This window comes from Streptomyces sp. NBC_01198 (assembly GCF_036010485.1).
Classification (GTDB): domain Bacteria; phylum Actinomycetota; class Actinomycetes; order Streptomycetales; family Streptomycetaceae; genus Actinacidiphila.
This window is the reverse complement of the sequence record NZ_CP108568.1, coordinates 680,591-695,814: the sequence shown is the minus strand read 5'-3', so window position 1 is coordinate 695,814 and position 15,224 is coordinate 680,591. Positions and strand designations below refer to the sequence as shown.

At 72.7% G+C, this 15,224-nt stretch carries 14 protein-coding genes; 4 read left to right on the top strand and 10 right to left on the bottom strand.

Annotated elements, in window-relative coordinates; all coding sequences use genetic code 11:
- Positions 1-31 precede the first annotated feature (31 nt).
- Positions 32-319: an STAS domain-containing protein gene (locus OG702_RS03125; RefSeq protein ID WP_327287324.1), complete on the bottom strand. Its 288-nt coding sequence runs from the start codon at positions 317-319 to the stop codon at positions 32-34.
- Complete coding sequence (locus tag OG702_RS03120; protein WP_327287323.1) at positions 319-4,464, bottom strand: SpoIIE family protein phosphatase; 4,146 nt, start codon at positions 4,462-4,464, stop codon at positions 319-321. The genes OG702_RS03125 and OG702_RS03120 overlap by 1 nt, the downstream gene beginning before the upstream one ends.
- A gap of 193 nt (positions 4,465-4,657) precedes the next feature.
- On the opposite strand from OG702_RS03120, the gene OG702_RS03115 reads away from it, so the two are divergent.
- Positions 4,658-5,986, top strand: a complete 1,329-nt coding sequence (locus OG702_RS03115; RefSeq protein WP_327287322.1) for a PP2C family protein-serine/threonine phosphatase — start codon at positions 4,658-4,660, stop codon at positions 5,984-5,986.
- Entirely contained in the window at positions 5,983-6,339 is a 357-nt protein-coding gene (locus OG702_RS03110) for an STAS domain-containing protein (RefSeq protein WP_327287321.1), read from the top strand. The genes OG702_RS03115 and OG702_RS03110 overlap by 4 nt, the downstream gene beginning before the upstream one ends.
- Positions 6,340-6,373: 34 nt before the next feature.
- Here OG702_RS03110 and OG702_RS03105 read toward each other — a convergent pair whose 3' ends face one another.
- The 4 genes from OG702_RS03105 to OG702_RS03090 all read right to left on the bottom strand — a co-directional run bounded on the left by OG702_RS03105 (position 6,374) and on the right by OG702_RS03090 (position 9,228).
- Positions 6,374-7,678, bottom strand: a complete 1,305-nt coding sequence (locus tag OG702_RS03105) for an RNA polymerase sigma factor (RefSeq protein WP_327287320.1) — start codon at positions 7,676-7,678, stop codon at positions 6,374-6,376.
- On the bottom strand, positions 7,678-8,097 hold the full coding sequence (locus OG702_RS03100) for a YciI family protein (protein WP_327287319.1): 420 nt from the start codon (positions 8,095-8,097) through the stop codon (positions 7,678-7,680). Before OG702_RS03100 ends, OG702_RS03105 begins: the two co-directional genes overlap by 1 nt.
- A 152-nt stretch (positions 8,098-8,249) precedes the next feature.
- Entirely contained in the window at positions 8,250-8,660 is a 411-nt protein-coding gene (locus tag OG702_RS03095; RefSeq protein WP_327287318.1) for a hypothetical protein, read from the bottom strand.
- A gap of 118 nt (positions 8,661-8,778) precedes the next feature.
- Positions 8,779-9,228: an SRPBCC family protein gene (locus OG702_RS03090; RefSeq protein ID WP_327287317.1), complete on the bottom strand. Its 450-nt coding sequence runs from the start codon at positions 9,226-9,228 to the stop codon at positions 8,779-8,781.
- A gap of 197 nt (positions 9,229-9,425) precedes the next feature.
- Here OG702_RS03090 and OG702_RS03085 point away from each other — a divergent pair, with 197 nt between their 5' ends.
- Entirely contained in the window at positions 9,426-9,716 is a 291-nt protein-coding gene (locus tag OG702_RS03085) for a hypothetical protein (RefSeq protein ID WP_327287316.1), read from the top strand.
- Between the two features lie 10 nt (positions 9,717-9,726).
- Here OG702_RS03085 and OG702_RS03080 read toward each other — a convergent pair whose 3' ends face one another.
- Positions 9,727-10,236 carry a hypothetical protein gene (locus OG702_RS03080; RefSeq protein WP_327287315.1) on the bottom strand — a complete coding sequence of 170 codons (510 nt, stop codon included), beginning with the start codon at positions 10,234-10,236 and terminating at the stop codon, positions 9,727-9,729.
- A 111-nt stretch (positions 10,237-10,347) separates the two neighbouring features.
- Positions 10,348-10,911: a hypothetical protein gene (locus OG702_RS03075; protein ID WP_327287314.1), complete on the bottom strand. Its 564-nt coding sequence runs from the start codon at positions 10,909-10,911 to the stop codon at positions 10,348-10,350.
- Positions 10,912-11,072: 161 nt separating this feature from the next.
- Between OG702_RS03075 and glgX the strand changes: the two genes are divergently transcribed.
- A complete protein-coding gene (gene glgX, locus OG702_RS03070) occupies positions 11,073-13,241 on the top strand; it encodes a glycogen debranching protein GlgX (protein ID WP_327287313.1) in 2,169 nt (722 codons plus the stop codon).
- A 58-nt stretch (positions 13,242-13,299) separates the two neighbouring features.
- On the opposite strand, the gene OG702_RS03065 is transcribed toward glgX, so the two are convergent.
- Both OG702_RS03065 and OG702_RS03060 read right to left on the bottom strand, forming a co-directional pair.
- Positions 13,300-14,307, bottom strand: coding sequence for a YdcF family protein (locus OG702_RS03065; RefSeq protein ID WP_327287312.1), 1,008 nt, complete (start codon positions 14,305-14,307; stop codon positions 13,300-13,302).
- Positions 14,308-14,377: 70 nt separating this feature from the next.
- Complete coding sequence (locus tag OG702_RS03060) at positions 14,378-15,049, bottom strand: class E sortase (RefSeq protein WP_327287311.1); 672 nt, start codon at positions 15,047-15,049, stop codon at positions 14,378-14,380.
- Positions 15,050-15,224: the final 175 nt, after the last annotated feature.

Genomic DNA, 15,224 nt, shown 5'->3' with positions numbered 1-15,224 from the left:
CGGAAAGGTGACAGCCGGTGGCCGGGTGCGCTCAGGAGTCGTGGATGGTGGTGAGGTCGGCGAGGCCGGAGATGGCCAGCACCGGCCGCAGCAGCGGGTTGGCGATCAGCTCGATCCGCTCGGCGTGCGGGAAGAGCACGCTCAGGCCCGCGCTGTCGAGGTACTCGACGCCCGTGAAGTCCAGCACCAGCGGGCCCGGCGTGCTGTCCAGGGCGGCCGCAAGGACCTCGGTGTTGCTCATGTCGATCTCGCCGGTCGCGGTGAGCAGAGCGGTGCCGTCGGGCCGCCGGCCGGGGGTGAGGGTCAGGGGGGTGGTCATCAGAGGATCCTCGTGTGCAGGTCGACGGTGGTGCCCGACGGGCCAGGGGTGACGGTGACGTGGTGCATCAGGGCCTGCATGAGGCTCAGGCCCCGCCCGCGGTGGGCGTTCAGCTCGGGCTCCGGCGCCTTCCAGCGGCCGGTGTCGGCGATGGTCAGGTGCAGGTTGTCGACGAAGGCCTCCGCCCGGAAGTGGACCGGGTTGCCCGGGGCGTCGCGGTGACCGTGCTCGATGGCGTTGGCGCACGCCTCACCGGCGGCGACCAGTACGTTCTGCACCGTGCGCGGCGGCAGGTCGCACTGCGCCAGCCATTCGCGCAACGCCCGGCGGACCGGGGCGAGTTGCGCGGACTCGGCCGGGAAGGACATCTCCAGCGGTGCCGGATGGCGGTACAGCAGCAGTGCCACGTCGTCGTCGTAGCCCTCGGCGGGGGCCAGCTGGGCCATCACCTCGGTGGCGAGGTCGTCGATGGCGGTGTTCTGCCCGTCCTGCAGTGCCTTGCCGGCCTGGTCTATGCCTGCGCTGAGCGGCCGGCGGCGGCGTTCGACCAGCCCGTCGGTGTAGAGCAGCAGCGTGGAGCGGGCCCGGATCGTACAGCTGCCCTCCGGGCGGTCGGTGCCGGGGCGGACCGCCAGCGGCAGCGAGCGGCCGTCCTCCAGCAGGCGGGTGGTGCCGTCGGGATGCACGAGGATGCCTGGCGGATGGCCGGCGCTGGAGTAGGTCAGCTCCCCGGTCGCGGAGTCCAGGACACCGCAGAAGAGGGTGGTGCAGACCGCGCCGGGGACGCCGGCGGCGAAGCGGTCCAGGGCCATCAGCGTCTGGGCCGGGCGGGCGTCCTGCAGCAGCAGGGCGCGGCAGGCGCTGCGCAACTGCCCCATCACGGTGGCCGCCTGCAGGCCGCGGCCCACGCAGTCGCCGACGACGATGCCGATCCGCCCGTCGGGGAGCGGGACGGTGTCGTACCAGTCGCCGCCGACCTCCAGCGGCTGGGTGGCCGGCTCGTAGCGGACCGCGAAGCCGTCGGGCAGGTGGGAGGGGCCGAGGATGGCGCGCTGCAGCGCGATGGCGGTCTCGCGCTGCTGGTCGATCTGGTGGGCGCGGGCCAGGCCCTGCGCGAGGTGGCCGGCCAGCAGTGACAGCAGCAGCTGGTCCTCCCCGGTGAAGGGCCGCTGCTCGCCCAGGTCCACCCACAGCACCAGCGGGCCCTCGGGATGCTCGAGCAGGATGCCGGCCCCCGGGGGTTCCGCGACGGGGCTGAGCACCGGCTGCTGGCGCAGCCCGGCCAGCGCCTGGCGCCGCTGCACCGGCAGGTCCCGCCAGGCGAGATCGGCGTCGGTGGAGGTCAGCGCGGGTTCGTCGGCGCGGTCGAAGACCGCGGCCGTCACCCGCCGGGCGCGCCACAGCTTCTTCAGCTCGCCCAGCGCGCCGCCCAACGCCTCGGACAGGCTGCTGGACCGGGACAGGCACGTCCCGAGCGCCGCCAGGGCGCTCTCCCGCTGGATGGCGTAGTGCTCCGCGGTCACGTCCCTGAAGGTGCCGACGATGACCGTACGGCCGCTGTCGGGGTCCTGGACCTGGTTGAACGTGGCGCCGATCCAGATCCGGTGCCCCTCGCGGTGGGTGACCGGGATCGTGTAGCGGCCCTTCCTGTTGCCCACCAGCTGGCCGAAGGCGGCCTGCACCTCCTGGTGGGCGTCGGGGTCGGACTCGGCGTCCGGCCACCACGGCTGCAGCGGCGCGTACGGCAGGCCCTCCGGGCCGTAGCCGAGGATGTCGGTGAACGCCGCGTTGATCTCGACGACGGTGCCGTCCTCGTCGCAGACGAAGAAGGCCTCCTGGAGCGAGTCGACCAGCGCGGTGCGCCAGCGCGCGTGGTGGCCGCGCAGCCGGGCCAGCTGGATGTTCGCCCGGGCCCGCGCGAGGAGTTCGGCGGCGGCGAAGGGCTTGACGAGGTAGTCGTCCGCGCCGGCCTGCAGGCCCTCGATGGAGGCCTCCTGCCCGGCCCGCGCGGACAGCAGCAGCACCGGCACCGAGGCGGTCCGCGGGTCGGCCCGCAGCGCTCCGACCAGGGCCAGGCCGTCCAGCCTCGGCATCATCACATCGCTGACCACCAGGTCGGGAGCCTCGATGCGGGTCGACTCCAGGGCCTGCTGCCCGTCGTGGACGGTGCTGACCCGGTAGCCGGCGCCGCGCAGCAGGCGGCCGAGGTATTCGCGCATGTCGGCGTTGTCGTCGGCGATCAGCACCCTGGCAGGGCTGTCAGGCCCCGGCGCCGGCTCGGTGATCTCGTCGGGCGCCGCGGCGCCCTGGTCGCCGGGCAGCCAGCGCAGCGCCTCCTGCACGAACGGGTCCGCGGTGATCGAGGCCGCGTCGGTGCTGCTCTGCTGGAGGACGGTGTCGGCGGGCAGATGCGCCGATCCGAAGGGGAGACAGATGGTGAAGCGGGTGCCACGGCCCTCGGTGGACGCGGCGGTTATGGTGCCGCCGTGCAGGCCGACCAGCTCCTTGACCAGGGCCAGGCCGATGCCGCTGCCCTCGTTGGAGCGGGAGCGGACCTTCTCGATGCGGTGGAACCGCTCGAACAGCCGGGCCATCTCGTCGGGCGCGACGCCTATCCCGGTGTCGGCGACGGACACCTCCGCGGTGCCGTCCGCCACCCGCACGCCCACGCTGATGGAGCCCTCGAAGGTGAACTTCAGCGCGTTGCTGAGCAGGTTGAGGATCACCTTCTCCCACATGCTCCGGTCGACGTAGACCGGTTCGGGCAGCGGGTCGCAGCGCACGTGGAAGTCCAGGCCCGCCTTGTCGATGGCGGAGCGGAAGACGCTGGCCAGCTCGCCGGTGACGGCGGCCAGGTCGACCGGCTCGTAGCTGGCCTGCATCCGGCCGGCTTCCAGGCGGGAGAAGTCCAGCAGCGTGTTGACCAGCTTGCCGAGCCGCAGCCCGTTGCGGTGGATGACCTCCAGGTCCTCCCGCACCCCCTCGTCGGCCTCGCTGAGGCGGATGCGCAGTTCCTGCACCGGGCCGGTGATCAGCGTGAGCGGGGTGCGCAGCTCGTGGCTGATGTTGGAGAAGAACGTCGTCTTCGCCCGGTCGAGCTCCGCCAGTTCCTCCGCCCGGCGCTGCTGCGCCTGGTAACTGCGGGCGCTGGCCACCCCGGTGGCGACATGGCCGGCGACCAGGTCCACGAAGCCGCGGTAGCCCTCGTCCAGCGACCGGTAGCGGTTCAGGCCCGCCACCATGAAGCCGTACGGTGCCCCGCCCTGCTGCAGCAGCGGCACCACCAGGGCCTGGTCCGGGGGCTCCTGCCACCCGCCGGTGGGCAGGTCCCCGTACGTGCCGCCGTCCAGCGGCACCACCACCGAGCGGCCGTCCGCGGCGGCCTCCGTCGGCCACGGGCCCACGGCGCCGGCCGGGAGCGTCGGGGCGGCTGCGGGGTGGCCGGCCGCGATCCCGGTGGCCGCGGTGAGGTGGGCGCTGCCGTCGTCGTTGAAGAGGTACGTCAGCGTGAAGGGCAGGTCGCGCGGGTTGCGCTCCAGCTGCCGGCTGCTGAAGTCGAGCATCTCCTGCTCGGTGCGCACCACGCTCGGGTCGGAGCCGAGATCGCGCAGGGTCGCCATCCGGCGCTCGCCGATGACCCGGTCGGTCTCCTCGCTGACCACGCACAGGAAGCCCACGACGAGGCCCGCGTCGTCCCGCAGCGGGCTGTAGGAGAAGGTGTGGTAGCTCTCCTCGGTGTAGCCGGAGCGCTCAAGGAACAGCAGCAGCGCCTCGTCCCAGGTGGACTCGCCGGTGGTCAGGACGGTGTCGATGCGCGGACCGATGTCGTCCCAGATCTCCGCCCACACCTCGCTGGCCGGCCGGCCCAGCGCCCACGGGTACTTCCGGCCGAGGGTGTCGCGGCGGTAGGCGGCGTTGCAGAAGAACGTCAGCTCCTCGCCCCACGCCATCCACATCGAGAACCGCGACGACAGCAGGATGCTCACCGTCGTCTGCAGGCTCTGCGGCCAGCCGGCCGGATCCCCCAGCGGCGTGGCCGCCCAGTCCACCAGGGCCAGGTCACTGCCGACCTCCGGATCGGCGGTGAACACGGCGGCGCCCGCGGCAGACGGCACTTCGGGCTCGGCGTCCTCGGAACGTGTCACAGCTCACCCTTTCGTTCACCCCGGGCACCCGGTGTCCACTTCGTCTCTGCCCCGGAGCAGCGCGTGTCACGGACCGTACATCCTGGCACGCCGGGAACGCTCCCGGCCGCCGGTGAGAGTGCGTGCACGCGATCCGTAGAATAGGACAGCCGTGCCTTGAGCCGGCGCACGAGCCGGCAGCGGGGGAGACAGCATGACGGTGACCCAGGACGCCTTCCACCCGCACGCGAGACCCTCGTCCGCCGACGAGCAGCGCCGCCTCGCCGCGGTGCGCCGCTACCGGATACTCGACAGCGCGCCGGACGGCGCCTTCGACAAGATCGCCTCGCTGGCCGCCCGCATCTTCGAGGCGCCGATGGCGACCGTGGCGATCGTGGACAGCGACCGGGTGTGGTTCAAGGCCGCCCACGGGCTGAAGGGCGTCAGCCAGACACCCCGCGCGCCGGGCCTGTGCGCCACCGCCATCCTGCACGACGGGACCTACGTCGTCAGCGACACCCTCGGCGACCCGGCCGTCGCCGCGCACCCCCTGGTCGGCAGCGAGCCGGCGGTACGGTTCTACGCGGGCGCCGCGATCACCACCGCGGACGGCCACCGGCTGGGCACCGTCAACGTCCTGGACACCTGCCCGCGACAGCCCACCAGGAACCAGCTCGACGCGCTGCCGGAGCTGGCCGCGCTCGTCATGGACGAGCTGGAACTGCGGCTCGCCGCGCTGCGCACCGTGACCGCGGAACGCGAGCGGCGCACCGACGCCGAGCGGCTGGCCCGCACCCTCCAGCGCACCCTGCTGCCGCCGGCGCTGCCCCCGGTGCCCGGCCTGGACGCGGCCGCCGCCTACCACACCGCGTCGATGGACGAGGTCGGCGGCGACTTCTACGATCTCTTCCCGCTGGACGACGGCCGCTGGGCGTTCTTCCTCGGCGACGTGTGCGGCAAGGGCGCCGACGCGGCCGCGCTGACCTCGCTGACCCGCTACACGCTGCGGGCGGCCGCCATCTACGACCCCGACCCGTGCACCGCCCTGGCCAATCTCGACGCGGTGCTCAAGGGGGAGTTCCAGGGCGACTCGCCCCGGTTCTGCACCGCGGTCTTCGGGGTGCTCGACGCCGCGCCCGACGGGTCCTTCGCGGTCACGCTGGCCGGCGGCGGCCACCCGCCGGCCCTTGCGCTGCGCGCGGACGGCACCGTGGAGGCCATCTCCACCAGCGGCGGCCAGCTGATCGGGCTGCTGCCCGACCCGCACTTCGTGCAGGCCACCACCCGGCTCGCCCCCGGTGACGCGCTGCTGCTGTACACCGACGGGCTCACCGAGGCCCGTAACGCGGACGGCACCATGCTCGGCGAGGAGGGGCTGGCCCGCCAGCTGCCCGCCCATGCCGCCCGGGGGGCGGCCGGCCTGCTCGCCATGCTGCACGACCTCTTCACCGATCTGGGCAGCGGAGTCAGCGACGACACCGCGCTGCTCGTCCTTTCCGTTCCGACGGGCAGCGCCCCCTCACCCGTACAGGAGAACAGGTGACCGACCGTACTCTGACCGCGACGCGACGATCCCACCCCACCGGCGCCAGCGTGGTGGCCGTGACCGGTGAGCTCGACCACCACACCGCCCACGACCTCACCCGGGCCATCGAGGAGACGCCCTTCACCCCGGACGCCCCGGTGGTGATCGACCTGACCGGCCTGTCCTACTGCGACTCGACCGGCATCACCGTCCTGGTCGCGGCCTACAACCGCGCCAAGCAGGCCGGCGCCACGCTGGTGCTCGCCGGGCTGAACGCCGACCTGATGCGGGTCTTCGGCATCGTGGGCCTCGACCAGCTCTTCACCTTCCAGCCGACGGTGGAAGACGCCATCAGTGCCCTGCACCCGTAGCGGAGGCCGCCGCCGTGCGGCCCCCGCTACGGGGTCAGTCCAGGGCGGCCGCCTTGCGCAGCAGCACCGCCCGTTCGCGGTCGTTGCCGCACAGCCGTGCGGCCAGTTCCAGCTCCGCCCGCGCCTCGGCGGTGCGGCCGAGCCTGCGCAGCAGCTCGCCGCGCACGGTCGGCAGCAGATGGGACCCGGACAGGCGGTCGGTGGCGACCAGCTCGTCCACCAGGGACAGCGCCTGTGCCGGGCCATGGGCCATGGCGACCGCGACGGCCCGGTTGAGCTCGACCACGGGGGAGGGCGCCACTCGGCCCAACGCCTCGTAGAGCAGGACGACGCGCTCCCAGTCGGTCTCCCGCACCGATGGTGCCGACGCGTGGCACGCGGCGATCGCCGCCTGCAACCCGTAGGGGCCAAGACCCCGTCCCAGCGTCGCCGCCCGGCCGATCGCCGCCAGGCCGCGCCGGATCGCGGAGCGGTCCCACAGCCTGCGGTCCTGGTCCTCGAGCAGCACCGCCTCACCGTCCGGCCCGGTGCGGGCCGGAAAGCGCGCGGAGGTGAGCTCGAACAGCGCCAGCAGCGCGTGCACCTCCGGCTCCGCAGGCAGCAGCGCCACCAGCATCCGGGCCAGCCGGATCGCCTCGTACGCAAGGTCGGAGCGCAGCAGGCGGTCGCCGGCCGTCGCGGTGGAGCCCTCGGTGAAGATCACGTAGAGCACGCTCAGCACGCCGCCGAGCCGCTCCCGCCGCTCCTCGGCGGGCGGCAGTTCGAACGGGACCCCCGCCGCGGCGATCGTCTTCTTCGCCCGGGTGATCCGCGCCTGGACCGTTGACACCGGCACCAGGAACGCCCGGGCGATCTCCTCGCTGGCCAGACCGCCCACCGCGCGCAGCGTCAGCGCCACCCGGGCCTCCGGCGAGAGCACCGGGTGGCAGGCGACGAACATCAGCGCGAGGACGTCGTCGTCCACCCGGTCGGGGTCCCACGGCAGGTCCTCCGACCGGTCCTGCGGGACCGCGGCGCCCGAGGTGGCCTCGCCCTCGGTGAGCGGGCCGGCGAGCACCGCGTAGCGCTCGGCGAGCGCGGTGCGGCGGCGGAAGGTGTCGATCGCGCGCCGCCGGGCGGTCGCCAGCAGCCAGCCCACCGGGCTGTCCGGGACGCCGTGCTCCGACCAGTGCGGCAGCGCCTCCGCCACCGCCTCCTGGGCGACGTCCTCGGCGAGCTGGAAGTCCCGGGTGTAGCGGGCGAGCGCGGCCACGATCCTGGCGGACTCGATCCGCCAGACGGCCTCGACGGCCCGCCGCGCCTTCTCCGCGGACGGCGGCCCGCCGGTCGCCCCGGGCATCAGAGCTGGCCGGTGCGCTCGCGCCAGGCCCGCTCCTTGATGATCCACTCGTTGTCCTGCGGGAACTCCTCGATACCGGGCACCCGGCGGACCTCGCACTTGCTGCCGGGGATCGCCGGGAGCCGCTTCGCCCACTCGACCGCCTCCTCCTTCGAGGCCACGTCGATCAGGTAGAAGCCGCCGAACAGCTCCTTGGTCTCGCCGTAGGGACCGTCGGTGACCACCGGCGTCTCGCCGCCGAAGTCGACCACGACGCCCTGACCGGGGTCGTCCAGCCCCTCGGCGGCGACCAGTACACCGGCCTTGATCAGCTCCTCGTTGAAGCGGCCGATCGTCTCCAGCATCTCCTCGAAGGGCGTGTCCATCATCGTGGCCATGGACTCGTCCGTTCCGCGCATGATCAGCATGTACTTCGCCATCGTCGGGCTCCTTGCCACCGGGGGTCGCCGTTCGACCCTCTCACTCCAAGGTCGAACGGCCCGGCCGCGGATCGACACCGCTCCCTCGCGACCTTTTCGGAACACGATGCCAAGGGCCGCGGGGGAAACCACGACGGCGCCCCGGGCGGGGCTCACTTCTTGGTGCGCGCCGCCTTCTTCGCCAGGGTGCTGGCCGCCGCCGACTTGTCCGCCTTCGACGCCTTGGGGTCGGCGAGCTTCTTACCCGCGGCGGAGACGGCCTTCGCGGTGGTCTTGCCCTTGCTCTTCGGCGTCTGGGAGAGGGCGCTGGCCGCGGCGCTCTTCTCGCTCTTGGTCGCCTTCGAGGCCTTGACGGTCTTGCCGGCGGCGGACGCGGCCTTGCTGCCGGTCGTGCCCTTGCTCTTCGGCGCCTGCGACAGAGCGCTGGCCGCGGCGGTCTTCCCGGTCTTGGTCTTGGACGCCTTGACGGTCTTGCCCGCGGCGGACGCGGCCTTCGTACCCGTCTGGGCCTTGCTCTTCGCCTTCACCATCGTGAACATCACCTTTCCCACCGGGCTGACCATCAGCCGGGTATCTCCTCCGCCTACCCGAACGACCGTCAGGAACGCAGCCGGGCAACGGTATCGGGCCGCCTGTCGGCGGACACGCCCGCGGGCCGGTGACGGCCCGCGGGCGGATCGCTCAGATCTGGCCGCGCCAGGCCCCGGACTCGGTGCCGCGGGACTCGATGTACTGCTTGAACCGCTTCAGGTCGCCCTTGGCCTGGCGGCGGACGAACCCGAGCTTGTCGCCGACGGTGTCGGCGATCCCCTGCGGGTCGTGCTCCAGTTGGAGCATGACCTTGGTGTGGGTGTCGTCGAGCCGATGGAACGTGACCACCCCGGCCTGGTGCGCCTCGCCGCGGACCGTGGTCCAGGCGACCCGCTCGTCCGGGATCTGCTCGGTGATCTCCGCGTCGAACTCGCGGGTGGCCCCGCCGACCGACGTCACCCAGTGGGTGAGCGTCGGCGTGCGCTGCTCGATGCGCTCGACACCCTCCATGAACTGCGGGAACTCCTCGAACTGGGTCCACTGGTTGTACGCGGTGGACACCGGGACCTGGACCTCGACTGATTCCTCGATGGCGGACATCGCCGGATTCCTCCCTGTCGCTTTCAGGTTCCGTACCTGAGTCCGCGTGCCCTCCTCGGGTGGAACAACACAACTCATCCGCCGGCAGGGGGATTTCACGTCGGGATCGAGCCATTCCGCTTCCGGGGCCGGGAAGCCGGGCGGGCAGACGTCGCGGGAGAGGTGACCTCCCGTCACCCGGGGGTAGGCGCCAGGACATGACGCAGCCCCCGAGCACCCCCGCCCCGCAGCCCGTGCCGGTCGCCGGCGAGCCCAACCCCGGGACCCGGCGCTGGGGGCAGCGCCTCTACCTCATCGGCGCCGTCGTCTACGTCGCCGGCATCACCGTCGCGCTGCTCGCCGGGCATCCTGCCGGCCGCAGCGTGGCCTGGGCCGTCGCCTGGGCGGCGATCCTCCTCTGCTCCGGCGGCGCCGCGCTCCTGCTGCTCCGGCGCCACAAAGCCACCGCGGCCGCGGAGGCCGCCGGCCGGGCCGGGCGGACGGACTGACGCAGGCCCGCTACCCGTCGCGGCGCAGGGAGGCGAGCAGGACGCGGCGGGCGTCGACGACGGCCGTGAGATCCGTCAGCCGCTCGAAGGACAGCTCGCCGCTCGGCCCGCGGCCGGAGGCCAGCAGGTGCAGCGGGCCGGAATCCACCCGCAGCAGCCAGGTCTCGTCGGAGAGGCGCACCAGGGTCCCCGGGGTGGCGCCGCCCTCGATGTCGACCGTGACGTCCCGCGCCGCCGCCAGCAGGCCGGCGGGAGCGTCAGGGGCGAAGTCCTGGCCTGGCAGCTCCCGCCATGTCGTCACCCGGACGTGCGGCTGTTCGGTGTCCCAGGGCCCGTAGATGAGAGTCAGCGCCTGCAGGGCGCCGTCGACGGTGTGGCTCTCGCCCAGCGTGCAGGGCGAGAGCCAGGGAGTCCGCAGGCGGTACATCGGGTCCTGGCTCGTCGCGAACGACTGCTTCAGCCGTGCGTACGCCGCTTCCTGGAGGATCCGGGCCTGGGCGCTGGAGCCGCTGCGATACATGGCAGCAGTCTGGCACCCGGAGCCGGGGGCCGGCGGCGGAACGGGACCTGACGAGCCGGCCGCGGGGGTCTGCCGGGGCTGCCGGACCTGCCCGGCCGGGCAGCTCCGGTGTCAGGCGGCGAAGTGGCGGGACCGGTCGGCGGCGGGCTCGGCCTCCGTCGCGGGACTCGGGTCGTCCAGCAGGCGCCGCATCCGGCGCAGCCGCATGACGCCCAGCCGGCCCACGAAGTAGACGTAGACGAGGAAGCCGACGTTGAGGGCGCCGTAGGCGATCGCGCGCCACAGGCCGGACATCGAGGCCGCCATCGCGGTGACCGACCCGAACAGGATCACCAGGAAGACCAGGGCCGCCGTGCGGTGCCGGGTGCTGTGCAGCCGGCGGTCGACCAGCTCGCCCATCGCCTGCCGCTCCTGCGGATCCGAGGGTGCCTCGCCCTTGCGGAGCATTCGGTCGAAGCGGAGCAGGTCGTCGGCGCCGCCCGCCGTCCGTTCCTCGCGGTGCCTGCGCCGGAGCGTCAGCCACACGCCCGCGGCCGAGCTGCCCCCGACCCGGACCAGGGTGCCGAGCACCGAGTGGCCGGGGTAGAGGGTGAGCACCATCGCCGCTGCCACCAGCCATCCGGTCGCGAACTGCAGCCACAGGTGGCGCGAATAGAATTCTCCGAACCGTTCCATGACGTCGACTCCCGTTCGGCGAGGCGTAGTTGGTACCCGCCTGCCCCGCAGGTGGCGGCCCGCACGCCGCAAGAGGGCCGGATCACCCCAGCTACTCGGCGGACCACGGGGTAGACGGCCCCCGGGGCCGCGACAGGTGGCCGGCTGAGGGGGGCACCGACATGCAGAAGTGGACTGGTCGCGCGTATCCGCTGGGGGCGACCTATGACGGCGCGGGCACGAACTTCGCGCTGTTCTCCGAGGCGGCCGACAGGGTCGAGCTGTGCCTGATCGACCACGGGCGGCGCGAGCGGCGGGTGCCGCTGACGGAGGTCGACGGCTTCATCTGGCACGCCTACCTGCCCGGGGTCGGCCCGGGCCAGCGGTACGGCTTCCGGGTGTACGGCCCTTACGAACCGTGGCACGGGCACCGCTGCAACCCCGCCAAGCTGCTGCTCGACCCCTACGCGAAGGCCATCGACGGCCAGGCCGACGGCCATGAGTCGCTGTTCGGCTACCCCTTCGGCGACCCGCAGGGCCTGAACACCGCGGACAGCCTGCACCACACGATGCTGTCCGTGGTCACCGACCCTGCCTTCGACTGGGGCGACGACCGGCCGCCGGGGCACTCGTACCACGACTCGGTGATCTACGAGGCCCACGTCCGGGGTCTGACGCGGCTGCACCCGCAGCTGCCGCGGGAGTTGCGCGGCAGCTACGCGGGCCTGGCGCACCCGGCGGTGCTCGACCACCTGACCGGGCTGGGCGTGACCACGGTGGAACTGATGCCGGTGCACCAGTTCGTGCAGGACGGCCACCTGCTGGACCGCGGGCTGCGCAACTACTGGGGCTACAACACCATCGGTTTCTTCGCCCCGCACAACGGCTACGCCTCGGCCGGCGGCCGGGGCGGGCAGGTCACCGAGTTCAAGTCGATGGTCAAGGCCCTGCACGCGGCCGGCGTGGAGGTGATACTCGACGTGGTCTACAACCACACCGCGGAGGGCAACCACTTCGGGCCGACGCTGTCGATGCGCGGCATCGACAACGCCTCCTACTACCGGCTGGTGGACGACGACCCGGCGCACTACTTCGACACCACCGGCACCGGCAACTCGCTGCTGATGCGCAGCCCGCACGTGCTGCAGCTGATCATGGACTCGCTGCGCTACTGGGTCACCGAGATGCACGTGGACGGCTTCCGCTTCGACCTGGCCGCGACGCTGGCGCGGCAGTTCCACGAGGTGGACCGGCTGTCGGCCTTCTTCGACCTGGTCCAGCAGGACCCGGTGGTCAGCCGGGTCAAGCTGATCGCGGAGCCGTGGGACGTCGGCGAGGGCGGTTACCAGGTGGGCAACTTCCCGCCGCTGTGGAGCGAGTGGAACGGCCGCTACCGGGACACCGTGCGCGACTTCTGGCGCGGTGAGAACTCCACGCTGCCCGACCTCGCCTCCCGGCTGACCGGTTCCTCCGACCTCTACCAGGACGACAGCCGCCGGCCGCGGGCCGGCGTCAACTTCGTCACCTGTCACGACGGTTTCACGCTGCGCGACCTGGTGTCGTACAACGACAAGCACAACGAGGCCAACGGCGAGGACAACCGCGACGGCGAGAACCACAACCGCTCGTGGAACTGCGGCGCCGAGGGCGACACCGACGACCAGGACGTGCTGGACCTGCGGGCCCGCCAGCAGCGCAACCTGCTGACCACCCTGCTGATCTCGCAGGGCGTCCCCATGATCAGCCACGGCGACGAGTTCGGCCGCACCCAGCAGGGCAACAACAACGCCTACTGCCAGGACGGCGAACTGTCGTGGATCCACTGGGACCTGGACGGCGGCCAGCGCGACCTGCTCGACTTCACCCGGCGGTTGATCACGCTGCGCGCCGAGCACCCGGTCTTCCGGCGGCGCCGCTTCCTGCGTGGTGACACCCCGGGCCCGGGTCTGGGGGACGCGGTGTGGCTCACACCGGGCGGCCGCACCATGGCGGAGAACGACTGGCACCGCGACGACGCCCACGCGGTCGCGCTGTTCCTCAACGGCGACGCCATCACAGAACCCGACCCGCGCGGCGGGCGGATCGTGGACGACTCCTTCCTGATCCTGCTCAACAGTCACCACGAGCCGGTCGAGTTCGTCCTGCCGGGGCGCGCCTACGGGGAGGCGTGGCAGGTCGCCGTGGACACCGCCGCCGGCGCGGAGACCGCCGACGAGACGGAGGTCAAGGCGGGCGGCACGCTGTCCGTCGCGCCGCGCGCCACCCTGATCCTCATCCGCCCGCGCCGCCAGACGCGCGGCCGGGTGCGCCGCGCCCTGGAGGCGGCCCGCCGCCCGCGGACGGCCCGCTGACCGGCCGCCGCCCGCGCCCGCGGGCGCGGGCGGCCCAGTCGTGGTCGGCCGGCCGTGGTCAGCCCAGCCACCAGATGGCACCGCCGCCGAGGAAGAAGAGCAGGCAGAAGGCGAGGTTGGTGCGCCGGTACGCCAGGAAGATCGCGGCGAACTCGCGGATCATCGCGCTGGGCCAGAAGTAGGCGGCGGTGGGGGAACCGACGACGTGTCCCCTGATGCCCACCCGGCGGGCGGTCAACGCGGCCCGGAAGGCGTGGTAGTTGTTCGTCACGACCACGCAGCGGTACTCCGGGTTGGCCTTCTCCATGATCGACTTGCTGAACCGCAGGTTCTCCTCGGTGGTCGTCGAGCGGTCCTCGCACTCGATGAGTTCGGCCGGGAAGCCGCGGGCGACCAGGTAGCCGGCCATCGCGTGCGACTCCGGCAGTTTCTCGTCGGGACCCTGGCCGCCGGAGGCGAGCAGCACCGGATTCCTGCCGCGCCGCGACAGCCTGCGGTGGACGGCGCGGGCCCGCTCCAGCCGGCTGGCCAGCAGCGGGGACACGGTCGATCCGCCGACCAGGCCGGAGCCGAGCACGACGACGTAGTCCGCCTTGCGTCGGCGGAGGTTCAGCCGCCCGTAGAGGAACGCGTAGACGACGAAGCAGAGGAAGAGGAAGGCCACGTAGCCGGCCAGCGCGACGGCGGTCCCCGTCACCGCCGCCAGGGTGCGGTTGTGCAGCACCAGGGTGGTGATCAGCAGGACGAGCAGGGACACCAGCGCGATCCCCGCCAGCAGGGACAGCAGGTTGGCGGGCCGGGTGCCTTCCTTGCGCACCATGATCACGCCGTTGGAGATCAGGAACCACGACAGGGTGACGATGCCCAGTCCCGCGAGGACGACCAGCGCTATGCCGAGGTCCCTGCCCAACGTCGGGTGGTCCTCGTGGAGTTCGAAGAGCCAGGCACCCAGGGTGAAGACTGCGGTGAGTCCCAGCAGGACGGCGTTGCCGAACCGGCGGCGTTCACGCGCCACACCGGCACTGAACAGGAGGAAGCACAGGAGTGCCGGAGCATAGGCCAACATGCGCACATGGTAGGCAGAACCGCGGGCCGCACTTTCCGCCCGCGGCCGCGGACCGCTCCGCGGGGCTCTCTCACCGGTCGCCCGGCGCCTGCCGGGTGTCGACCAGGACGCCGATCTTGTCGATGCGGTGCTCGGGGTTGCCCTCGGCGTCGCGCCAGTGGTTCCCGGCCGCGTCGTCCTCCGGTGTGGCGCAGGTGGACACCGTGATCATCGCCTGGGTGGGGCGCTTGCCCGGGAAACCGGGGACCGCCGCCCGCTGTTCGGCCAGCGAGTGCTCGGACCGGAACGAGGTCACCCGGGTCCCGGTGATCTTGTACGTGTAGACGGTCCCGGCGGCCGTGACGGTGACGCGGTCGCCGACCTTGAGTTCGGGGACCCGGTTCAGCGGTCCGCCGGCCGCGATCCGGTGCCCGGTGACGAGGTAGTTGCCCACCTGGCCGGGGCCGACGCCGCCGTGCGGTCCGTACGGCGTCGCGGCGATACCGCGGTCCTGGATGCGGGTGCCGGGCGCGTCGTCGGTGGTGCCCTTGTACGGCACGATGCGCAGGGACGTGATCCCGATCGAGGGAATGGTCATCGAGGCGGTGACGATCCGGGTCGCCGCCGGCCGGACCGCCGGCTCGGCCACCGCGGCCGCCGGTGCTCCGCCGGCGGGACTGTCGGCGGCCGCCGCCGCGGAACCGGCGAGCACGGCGGCGACGGTGGCGGCGACTGCGGTGGCGGCGGTTCGGGACCGGTGCATGGGGACTCCTGGCGGGTGGGGGAGGGGCGCGCGGTGACTGCACGGCAGTCGCGGTACGCGGGCGGTCCGGCCAGACGGTCTGCGGTGTATCTGCCGCTTCAGTGTATTTGCGCGCCCCCCGAACGGGCCAGTCCACCGGGCGGGCGGTCGTCGTCCGCCCGCCGGCGGGGCTGCC